We start from the raw sequence: 10,294 nt of genomic DNA on the forward strand, positions 1-10,294 counted from the left end.
AGAACAAAGCTAAAATTATTTTTAATGTATACCATAAGTTTAACCACAGTTAACGCGTTTTAATATTTCTTTTTGATTTTTGCCTTCTAAACTGTTAAATAGCCTGATTAAATTGTTAAAGTTTCTTTTAAATTTTAGCTAACTTGCAGTCTCAATTCTCTCTTTACAATGCAAAATTCTTACACAGTCATCAATGCTTCTGCCGGATCCGGGAAAACATATGCTCTGGTACAAAGGCTATTGATGATCTGTCTCCGCTATCCTAATCAACAGCAGTCGATAAGGAATATTCTCGCTCTGACTTTTACGAATAAGGCCGCGAACGAGATGAAGGAAAGAATTTTATCATGGTTAGGAAATTTTTCCGCTAAAGACTATGCAGAGAATACAGATCTGAAAAATATCCAGAAAGCATTTGAAGAACAGGGATTGAAAATTACGATTGATGAGCTGCATCACCGTTCTAAGAAACTTCTGGATTACGTTCTCCACAATTATTCCACATTGAATATCGGAACTATTGACCGTTTTAATTCAAGGCTGGTAAGAAGCTTTTCTTATGAATTGGGACTGGCTAAAAATTTTAATCTTGAAATTGAAGCTGAACCCTTTTTGATAGAAGCCGTTGATAAGATGCTAGACCAGATTGGGGAGAATGAAACGATCTCCAATTCTTTCATGGACTATGTAGATTATAGTCTTGAAAACAATGAAAGAATTAATCTTAACAAAAACCTTTATGATTCGGCAAAAGAATTTGTAAAGGATATTCACTATGAGCATCTGAAAAGCAATAAGAGTTTTGATGATGCCAATTACGAGAATATAAAGAATACACTTCGTAAAGAAATTGTTCTCAACAAAAAACAGTCTGCAGAACTTGCAGCCAGTTCTATTGAATTATTCAAATCCAGAAATATTGATATTGAAGATTTTGCTCAGGGTAAAAACGGAATTGGAGGCTTCTTTACTAAAGTCATAGATTTTTACCAAAAGAAAAGAACCGGATTTCCTTTTCCTACTACTCAGGAAGAGTCTGTCATCAATAATTACAGAAAGGGAGCATCTTCCAAGTCAAAGCATAAAGAGTCTGAGATTTTTGAGATTCTTGACTCACTTCTTGATAACAGAATGAAACTTATCCTTCTGTACATTGAAACCCAGAAGAAAGAAAAAGTTTTGTCGGCTCTTCTTCCCTTAAAGGTAAATAAGGACATTCAGGATGAGCTTCAAAAAATTGAAGAGGAAAATGATCTTGTTCTTCTTTCTAAATTTAATATTCTGATCAATGAAAATCTTAAAAATGAACCTTCTGCTTTTATTTATGAAAAGGTAGGATCACAGTTTCAGCATTATTTCTTTGATGAGTTTCAGGATACATCAGAACTGCAGTGGCAGAATTTTGTTCCGCTGAGAGATCACAGTGTTTCTACGGAATATACTTCATTTACTTTAGTGGGTGATCCCAAGCAGAGTATTTACAGATTCCGTGGTGGAGAGAGTAAACTGATGCTGGATATTATCAACAAAAAAGAATTCTCACCTAAGGAAGCTGATCTTCTTGTGTTAAAGGACAACTGGAGAAGTGCCAGAAATATTGTACAGTTCAACAATGAGCTGTACCGTTTCCATTCTGAAGGACTTTTGGAAGAACATAAGAATATTTTCGGAGAAGATGCCGAGCAAAGTCCAAAATCAAAGTTTGACGGACGTGTAAAGGTGAACCTGATCAACAATCTTACGAATGAAGAGTTCTACAATGATACTTCAGAAAGAATGCGGAAAGATATTCAGGAATGTCTGGACAATGGCTTTAAGTTTTCTGACATCACTATTCTTTGTCGTGGAAATTTTGATATTTTCAGCTACTCTCAAAAACTGGGAAGTTTAAAAGTTAAATATCGCGGTGAGGAAACGAATATTAAAACGATTTCCGATAAAGGTCTTACACTAGAACTTTCCAATACTTTAAAGGCTGTGATTGAATTTCTGCGATGGGAACTTAATCCTAAGAATAAACATTGCCTGATTATGATGATGTATCATCTGAATACATTGGGAAAAATTCATATGCCGGATTTCACTTTAGAAATGAAAGAAATTCTGGACATTGAAGGTCATGAAGAAATACTTCAGTTTATTAAGGAGAAATATTCACTGCAGCTTAAGCAGGATAATTTTCCAAGGTTTAATCTATATAACTTTATAGAATATTACATCAACGAATTTTCTGTTGAAAACAAAGAAACCGACTTTTTACTGAATTTCCTGGAAATGCTTTTCAACTTCACCCAGAATGCGGGTGCCAGTACGAAGGAATTTTTGAAATATTGGGATGAAGAAGCTTCTTCTTACACCATTCAGGCTTCGGAAAACATTGATGCCATTCAGATCATGACCATCCACAAGTCCAAAGGGCTGGAGTTCCCTATTGTTTTTATTCCTATGATCAACAAAAACCGGGATAATGAATTTACCAACTGGTTTGATACAAATGAAAATGAAGCTTTAAAATCCGTGAACATCAATCAGTTTAATAAGAATCTGGAAGTTTATGATGAGGAAATTCTGTTTTTTAACAGTAAAAATGCTTATAAAAACATGATTGACAGGCTATGTCTGCAGTATGTTGCCACTACCAGACCCGTTGAGCAGCTGTTTTTCTATCTTCAGAAAGCCAATAAGACCTCTAATAATCTTGAGCTTCTTGAATTCCTTCAAACAAAAAATACTGAACAGTCTGATGAGTTTGATGTGTATGAAGTGAATCCTGAACTGCTGAAAAAATACTCGAAAGATAAAAGTTCATCTTTTAAAACGCAGAATATTCAGGATCTTAAGAATGTTAATGAAAAAAGTACATCTATCAAGATTGCGACACCGTCTAAAAACTATCAGGTACGAAATGAAAAGGTAAGGATCGGGCTATTTGTTCATGAGCTTTTATCAAAAATCAATACTGAAAAAGATATATCAAAGGTGCTGGAAGGCTATGCGCTGGAAGGCCAGATTACACTGGAGGAAAAAAATGAAATACAGCTTACATTAGAGGAGATCGTGAAGACTTATGCAGAATTCTTTGATGAAAAATGGGAAGTGATCAATGAGAAAGACATTATGATCTCTGAAAACGGGGAAAGTCATATCTTCAGGCCTGACCGTATTTTAAAAGGTGAGGAAGGTTATATCATTGTTGATTTTAAAACAGGTGAACAGAAAACCAAAGATGAGGCACAGGTAGAAGGCTATAAAAACATTCTTGAACGTCTGGGGAAAAAGGTTCTTAAAACTCAGATTATTTATCTTTAAATTTTCCTATTCAGATAAAAAAAATAAAAACCGCTATTCTATCGGATAGCGGTTTTATATTTTTAAGAAGTTTCGGTCTTAAGCTGTTGTAGCAGGAACAAATACTCTCTGAGACAATTCCTGGTCAAAAAGGTATAGTGCTGATGGATTATCACATACCATTTTGATTTTCGTTACGTACTGAGAAGCGCTGGCTTCTTCTTCTACCTGTTCGTTGATAAACCACTGCAGGAATGATGTTGTTGCAAAATCTCCTTCATCGTTTGCATTTTTTACAATATTGAAAATACTTTTAGTTACTATTTTCTCATGTGCCAATGCTTTCTCAAAAATATCCGTAGCATTTTCGAACTCATGTGGAGGTTTTGGAATTTCTCCGATGATAATTTCCCCGCCTACATCATTCAAATAATCAAACATTTTATCTGCGTGCATTAATTCTTCTTTACTCTGTACTCTGAAATAGTTGGCAATTCCATCCAGATCTTTTCCAGAAAACCATGCAGACATTGAAAGATAATATTGAGCGGCGTATTGTTCGTGGGCTATTTGTTCGTTAATTAATTTTGCAATTTTTTCGCTAACCATAAGTATTAAATTTATAGTCAAAAATAAGGAATAAAAGCCCGAAATCAAAGGTTTTAAAGAAAATTAATACAAAAAGGATGGAAAAACATCCATCCTTATCACATTAAAAAACTAAAATTACAGGCTGCTATTTTACATCAGCTGCTCCTGTATTCATCGGCTTTTTCATCATTTTTCTTTCTTTCATTGCCATCTTCATTTTTTCTGCTTTTGCTTTTCTGTCAGCCTGCCATTTATCATATTGCTCAGGGTTTAGAATTTTTTTCATGTCAGCATCCATCTGTGCTTTCTTGGCCATCATTTCCTGCATTTTAGCTTGTCTGTCTCCTTTATTTTTCTCGAACTCAGCTTTTCTTTCAGCATTTCTTTTGTCCTGAAGGGCTTTTACCTGCGCTACCTGAGATTGGTTCAGATTAAGGTCTTTTTGCATTTCTGCAAGACGTTCCTGTTGTTTCTGCTCCATTTTCTGCTTCATTTCAGCGCCTCTTGCCTGTCTGTCTTGTGGAGTTGTAGTCTGTTGTGCCATTGCAAAACTTCCCATTCCGATAAATGCTATTGCTAAAACTAATTTTTTCATCTTTTTAAAATTTAATTAATTGTTATGTTGTTATTATACCTTTTTGATTATTAATTAAAACAGAAGTTAAATTAACAAATTCATAAATAATGTTAAATTTTAATAAAAATAAATCAATAAATAAACAAAAAAAAGGACAGATTATAAAAACCTGCCCTTCACACCACTTAAATATAATATATGAAAATTAATTCTTTACTAAGCTGCCTCTAAAGCCTCCATTACCACGGTTAGAACTTTCAGATTTTTGTCTGGAGCCTCCTCCATTATTTCCTCTGAATCCGCCGTTATCTTCTCTTTTAGGAGCTTCTCTTCTCACTTCACTGTTTCCTCTGAAACCGCCTCCGTTATTACTTCTGAATCCTCCATTATTCTCAGCATTTCCTCGGGTTCCTCCATTATCAGAATTTCCTCTGAATCCTCCGCTGTTATTAGTTCTGAAACCTGCGTTATTGTCAGCGTTTCCTCTATTCCCGTCATTGCTATTTCTAAAGCCGCCATTATTATCACGGAAGCCACCGGAGTTTTCGCTTCTCGTATTTCTGAAACCATTACCACCTCTGTTGTCTCTTCTGACAATATCAAAAGTAGGGTTATCCATTCTACGGAATCTTGATCTGTCTACTCTGTAAATATTGATATTGATATTTCTATATCTTGGCATTACAGTATATCTTGGTCCATAATATGATCTTCTGTAATTCTGGAAATATACAACCGGGCTGGAACCTCTGTAATAGTTATTTTGGAAAACAACAAATACTCTTGGTCCTAATATCCTTTCCATAGCATAAAATCTATCATAATACCATCTGTCCGGGTTATATCGGTAGAAATTATTCCATGCTGTAAAACTTGCATACAGATTATTAAGTCTCATGATCTGATCTACCTGCCAGCGGCTTAATCTGTTCTGTACGAAAAATCCGTTCCAGTCGATATTAATAATGCTTCCTCTGTAGTCGTTATAATAGCTTTGATAATAATCACTTGGATAATAGTCCTGAGGATAATTGTAATAATAATCGTCAGGGAAATAATTTCTGTCATCTTCATCGCTGTAATAGCCATCTCCATTCTGATAATAACCATCATCACCCCAACCATTGTTCGGATACTGCTGAGCTGACGTCAAAACGCCCAACCCAAAAGCTAATCCTAAAAATATTTTTTTCATCTCTATAGTCGTTAATTGGTTAATATATAGCAGAATATCTTAATTCTATCTTTTTGATACAAATAAAAAAAAGAAGTTAAATCATAAGATCAAACTTCTTTTAAAATATTTTTAACTAATTGATAATCAGGTGTTAAATTTACATTCTACCACTGTCTTTTATCCAAAAAGCAATCTTATCATTGAAAGATTCTTTCTTTTTAAGATCTTCCAGTTTTATATGCATTCTGTAACGCCAATAATGTGGGAAAACCGCAGGATTGTTGATTCTTTCATTATCAATATTTTTATTAGCGAGTTCTGCATCTGTTGCCAGAAATTCCTGAATCGGGAAAATAGCCAGCATAGCATCATTATATAAATGCTGCTTCATAATGATCTCAGCAAGATGAGGGTTCAAATCTGCAGGGGCTTTACCATACTGTATCAGCTGCTGGTTGAAATATTTTTGTGTAAGAGCAGGATCTTCTTTCCACCACTGTCTCAAGGTTGAGCTGTCGTGTGAAGATGCTGTCACTACATTCATATAGCTTGCATTCTTAGGATTATAGAAAGGAATATTTTCAGAAGGCATTCTCTGTACCTTCAAAGCAATGATAGCTAATTCGTCCATTACAACCGGTACACATGCAGGAACCATTCCCAGATCTTCACCGCAAATCAGCATTTTAGTGGCATTCAGGATAACGGGAAGTTTTTCCATTGCTTTTTCAGACCAAAGATGATCCTGTCTTCTGAAGAAATAATCGTGATACAGATCATAAATACTTTTTTGCTCCAGTTCAGGAAGATGTTTGTAAGATTCTGTATTGTACACATTGAACCTTGGGTGATAAACTGTTTTCCCGTTTCTCTCTTCTGTTAAAAACAAAACATTGGCACACAGAGAAATCAATTGTTCCTCAAGCGAGCCATATGATTTCTTCTTAAAGAAATTAACCAGTTTTCTCTGGGAATCAAATTCTTCTTTGAATACATAGGTTCCGTCTGCATTGCGGTCCATAAATTCAAGAGCTTTCCCACTATCTTTTCCAAAATAGTCCCATAAAATCTGATTGTTGATAAAAGGCTTACAATACCTATCAAAATTAAACGGAATCTGCCAGGCTTTAAATTCTTCCGCAACTATAGGAACAGCCGGATAAAAGTACCCTAAAATTCCTTGTACGGCAGAAACAGGCATTCTCCATATTCTGAAGAAACCAAGAATGTGGTCAATTCTCATCGCATCAAAATACTGTTCCAGCGCTTTGAACCTGTTTTTCCACCATCGGTAATCATCTGCTTTCATAGCTTCCCAATTGTAAGTCGGGAATTCCCAGTTCTGTCCAAGTTCTGTGAATTGGTCAGGAGGTGCTCCTGCCTGAAAATCCATCCCGAATAATTCCGGCTCTGTCCAGGCTTCTACGGAATATCTGTAAATTCCAATCGGAAGATCTCCCTTCAACGAAATTCCCAGGTTATGGGCATAGTCAACAGCATCCTTCAGCTGTACATGCAATTGATACTGTACCCAGGCATGAAGCATTGAGATATCATAATCTTTATTTTTCGTTGTGAAAAACTGTAAAATTTTTCCTGCAATATATTTTTTATGGGTTTTCCACTCGTTGAAATTGGGTGTCTTATATTTGTCCCTCAACACGCAGAATGCAGAATAGGGAACCAACCAATATTCATTATCCTTGATGAATTTTTTGAAGTTTCTGTCTTTGTAGATTTTATCTTTCTCTGCATAGAAAACAGCAGTAAGATATTTCCATTTACCTTCGATCATTTTTTCATAATCAATCAGGTCCAAAGCATTTAATTTCTCTTTTTCAGTTAAATACGAATCAACTAATTCTTTCGGTAAAGAATAATCAAGCTTTTCTATAGAGATATATTGTGGATGCAGAGCATAGACAGATACTGCTGCATAAGGATAAGAATCCGTCCAGGAATAATTTGCTGTTGTATCATTGATCGGAAGAATCTGAATAATACCAAGATTCGTTTCTTTTGCCCAATCTGCTAATTTTTTAATATCCGCAAATTCTCCTACACCGAAACCGTCTTCACTTCTCAAAGAAAATACGGGAACTGCAACTCCGGCATCATGATACATCTGATATCCTTTGAATCTAAAATAATGATTGGAAACAATCTGCAGAACATCACTTAATAGATTAGCTAACGTAAATCTGTTCTCTCCTGTTTCTACATCAATGACTCTGTTCTCTTTGGTATCATAAATGCAATATTTGAATTGGATAAATTCATCTTCCGGAATTTCTACAGAAGCTTCCCACATTCCGAAATCTGTCTGATGCAGGGGAATAACTTTTTCATAACTCCAGTTTCCTAAGGATGCAGTGCTTCCAAAGAGTACAATTCTCCAATCCGGATTATAAATAGGCGCTTCTATTCTGAATAAATGAGTATGTTTTTTTAAAACCGTTATTTTTTCGGGAACAAAATCATGCAGCTTGTTGTAAAGGATTTTGTTGTTTAAATAGTTTTCAGGAAAATTTTTGTTATTCCATTCGTCAAAAACTATAAACTCCTTATAATTATGGGGAAAATTAAGATGATGCGAAACAAATTCCTCTCTTAATACATTGCCTTTTTCATTGACTACCCGGTATTGGTAAGAAATAGATTTTGAGAAATTGTCAACTTCACATTTCCACAAACCATTCTCAGCATAAAACATAGTATGGATATGTACTGCAGCTCCTTCTTCACCAATTACCAACTGCAAATTTTCTCCAGCTTTTACAATATATCCTACATTAAAGTATAGTTTCATCTATATTTTTTTATAAAAATACATTTTAATATCGAAAAATAAAACTTATTGAATATCAAATAATCATTAAAAAACCTTCTCAAATTGATTTGAGAAGGTCCTTATATTCTTAATTATATTTTGTAATTATCTTGTTACGAGAATCTTCTTATTGAATATTGCTTTTCCGGATTCATCAGTAATATTTACAATATAAGCTCCACTCACCAATCCTTTAAGATATACTTTCTCATCCAACGAAGCATCTTTTACAGAAAGATCCTGAGTCATCACATTTTTACCTGACATATCAAAGATATTCAGTTTAATATTACCTTTTATATTCTTATTAGCATGAACGTTGATATAATGCTCATCTACCTTTGTCGGATAAATATCCAGATTAGCTGCCACAGCATTGATACTGGAAGCTTTATCATTCACAAAATATTTACTCGCAAGATCATAAATATGCAGCGCCTGTTCTCCCGGAAGCTGCTTAGCCTGTAAAGTTGTGAGATCTACCTCATATAGGGCAGCTCCTTTTGCACTGGCAATCACCACTTTTCCAAGAGCATTTACAGCGGACCCGTTGACAGAATAATTCTCAGGAATTCCGGTAATTTTACCTACGAATCTGGCTTTTAAATCTTTTGTCAGAACCTTGAAAACATTTCCTGAAGCTGCGAAAACATAGAAATTATTATCTGCATCAGCAATCATATCTCCACCAAATCCGGTTTCCATAGCTGTAAATGAATTTCTACCGTTAGTCGGATCATCCTTGACAATCCCAAGATCATTGACTATATATTGTCCACCTTTTTTACTGATTTCCAGAAACTGCGTTCCCGCATTATTCATGGCATAAATACTTCCATTATACCCTGTTGCCATTCTTGTAACATGAGAATTGATATCACATGACGATACTCTTGCCACAGTATTTTCTACCAATGTAATTTCCTTAGTTTGTGGATTTAAAACATAGATATTAGACGAAAACATAGGCATATACACCAGATTATTATTCGAAGAATCATAAGCCAGGGCAGCCAAGGTTATTGCTTGAGAATTACTGTAAGAATTTTTATCTTCAGCTACAATGCCTCTTCTGGTTTGGGAAAATACTTTTGCTGAAGAATCTGCTGTAAAAACTTTCTCTCCGGAAGTTCCATTAGCCGCATCAATGGTGCGGAAATCATTGAAAGTAATACTCTGAGTCTCTTTTCCAGCAATCGCAAAGAAATCCTGCTGTGCTTGTGCATTCACACCGAATAGCAATAAAAATAGAGGGAATAAATGTTTTTTCATATTATATATTTTTAGATTCGTAATCATTTTGATAATACTAAGTTACACAATTTTCAAGTTAAAAAACAAAAATCCCGGGTATTTGAATAAAGTTGATGATAAATTAATGAATACACAGCTATTATCAGTCATTTCTTCTTCCTGTTTAATCAGTTTGATAGGTGACTGTAATAGTTTAAATGCACTATAACAGATAAGTGAGGAGTAAGATCAGTGAGGTGAGAGGTGATAAGTGATAAGTTATAAGTTCTAAATCGAACTAATATCTCTTTTTCCGATTATGTCATTCCGTAGGAATCAAGGCTTATTTATTAGAATCTTAAGAGTTCAAAGGAATACTATAGATGTTTTAATATTTAAGTGATTGATAAATTGATAATCTTAGATCTACTTAATTATAAAATTTAAAAGGTATTGTATAGACTCCTACGGAGTGGAATATGTATCAATGATGTATATCTATTGCTCATTACTTATCTTTTAGGGTTGTGCTTGTTTGGGTGTTTGGGTATAACGCAAAAAAAAAATCCTTTATCATAAGATAAAGGATTTTTTAAAA

The 10,294-nt window shown here is 34.5% G+C and carries 6 protein-coding genes; 1 reads left to right on the plus strand and 5 read right to left on the minus strand.

Annotation, left to right across the window (positions count from 1 at the left end):
* Nucleotides 1-168: 168 nt before the first annotated feature.
* Nucleotides 169-3,309, plus strand: coding sequence for a UvrD-helicase domain-containing protein (locus ACTJIP_RS22455; RefSeq protein ID WP_440705119.1), 3,141 nt, complete (start codon nt 169-171; stop codon nt 3,307-3,309).
* Between the two features lie 78 nt (nt 3,310-3,387).
* Here the strand turns inward: ACTJIP_RS22455 and ACTJIP_RS22460 are convergent, their stop codons facing one another.
* From ACTJIP_RS22460 to ACTJIP_RS22480, 5 genes are all read right to left on the minus strand, one after another.
* Entirely contained in the window at nt 3,388-3,897 is a 510-nt protein-coding gene (locus ACTJIP_RS22460; RefSeq protein ID WP_047374012.1) for a ferritin, read from the minus strand.
* A 127-nt stretch (nt 3,898-4,024) separates the two neighbouring features.
* Entirely contained in the window at nt 4,025-4,474 is a 450-nt protein-coding gene (locus ACTJIP_RS22465; RefSeq protein ID WP_077413793.1) for a hypothetical protein, read from the minus strand.
* 187 nt (nt 4,475-4,661) lie between these two features.
* The gene (locus ACTJIP_RS22470; protein ID WP_440705120.1) at nt 4,662-5,651 is read right to left on the minus strand and encodes a hypothetical protein; all 990 of its coding nucleotides are present in this window, start codon (nt 5,649-5,651) and stop codon (nt 4,662-4,664) included.
* A 139-nt stretch (nt 5,652-5,790) separates the two neighbouring features.
* Nucleotides 5,791-8,442, minus strand: coding sequence for a 4-alpha-glucanotransferase (locus ACTJIP_RS22475; RefSeq protein WP_440705121.1), 2,652 nt, complete (start codon nt 8,440-8,442; stop codon nt 5,791-5,793).
* A gap of 126 nt (nt 8,443-8,568) precedes the next feature.
* Nucleotides 8,569-9,735 (minus strand): T9SS type A sorting domain-containing protein, encoded by a 1,167-nt coding sequence (locus ACTJIP_RS22480; RefSeq protein WP_440705122.1) that lies wholly within the window; start codon nt 9,733-9,735, stop codon nt 8,569-8,571.
* Nucleotides 9,736-10,294 lie beyond the last annotated feature (559 nt).

This window comes from Chryseobacterium sp. 22543, assembly GCF_052044565.1.
GTDB lineage: Bacteria > Bacteroidota > Bacteroidia > Flavobacteriales > Weeksellaceae > Chryseobacterium.

Bases quoted from the DNA above. Each gene is read 5' to 3' on its own strand.
- ACTJIP_RS22455 (WP_440705119.1), top strand. From the start codon at position 169: ATGCAAAATTCTTACACAGTCATCAATGCTTCTGCCGGATCCGGGAAA.
- ACTJIP_RS22460 (WP_047374012.1), bottom strand. From the start codon at position 3,897: ATGGTTAGCGAAAAAATTGCAAAATTAATTAACGAACAAATAGCCCAC.
- ACTJIP_RS22465 (WP_077413793.1), bottom strand. From the start codon at position 4,474: ATGAAAAAATTAGTTTTAGCAATAGCATTTATCGGAATGGGAAGTTTT.
- ACTJIP_RS22470 (WP_440705120.1), bottom strand. From the start codon at position 5,651: ATGAAAAAAATATTTTTAGGATTAGCTTTTGGGTTGGGCGTTTTGACG.
- ACTJIP_RS22475 (WP_440705121.1), bottom strand. From the start codon at position 8,442: ATGAAACTATACTTTAATGTAGGATATATTGTAAAAGCTGGAGAAAAT.
- ACTJIP_RS22480 (WP_440705122.1), bottom strand. From the start codon at position 9,735: ATGAAAAAACATTTATTCCCTCTATTTTTATTGCTATTCGGTGTGAAT.